At 37.6% G+C, this 279-nt stretch carries 1 pseudogene; it reads left to right on the forward strand.

Features of this window, described 5'->3' with window-relative positions:
- A pseudogene (locus tag RYX56_RS21965) lies at nucleotides 1–279 on the forward strand (hypothetical protein); the annotation flags it as partial.

A 279-nucleotide genomic window follows, 5' to 3' on the forward strand; every position in this document is an offset into this window, starting at 1 on the left:
TCGTAAAACACGAAAAATTATTTCTATTTTAGCCGCAGAAGCCAGTGCAAAATTCAGTGTATTACATGGTGAGATGGCAACTTTTGATGCTCGAATTTGTATACTGCCCAATGCAAAAACTGTTGAAGATTATTTTCGTTGGCGTCATGAAGATGCTCATCGCAACGCACTCAATGCACATTGCTATTGGATGTTACGCAAGGAAGGAAAAAATGTAAAAAATGCAACCGACCAAGTAAAAGGATTATCTCGCCAAGAAAAGCATGATTTACTCTTTAG

The sequence above is a fragment of the Alkalihalophilus lindianensis genome, from assembly GCF_032843265.1.
Lineage (GTDB): Bacteria > Bacillota > Bacilli > Bacillales > Bacillaceae_D > Alkalihalophilus > Alkalihalophilus lindianensis.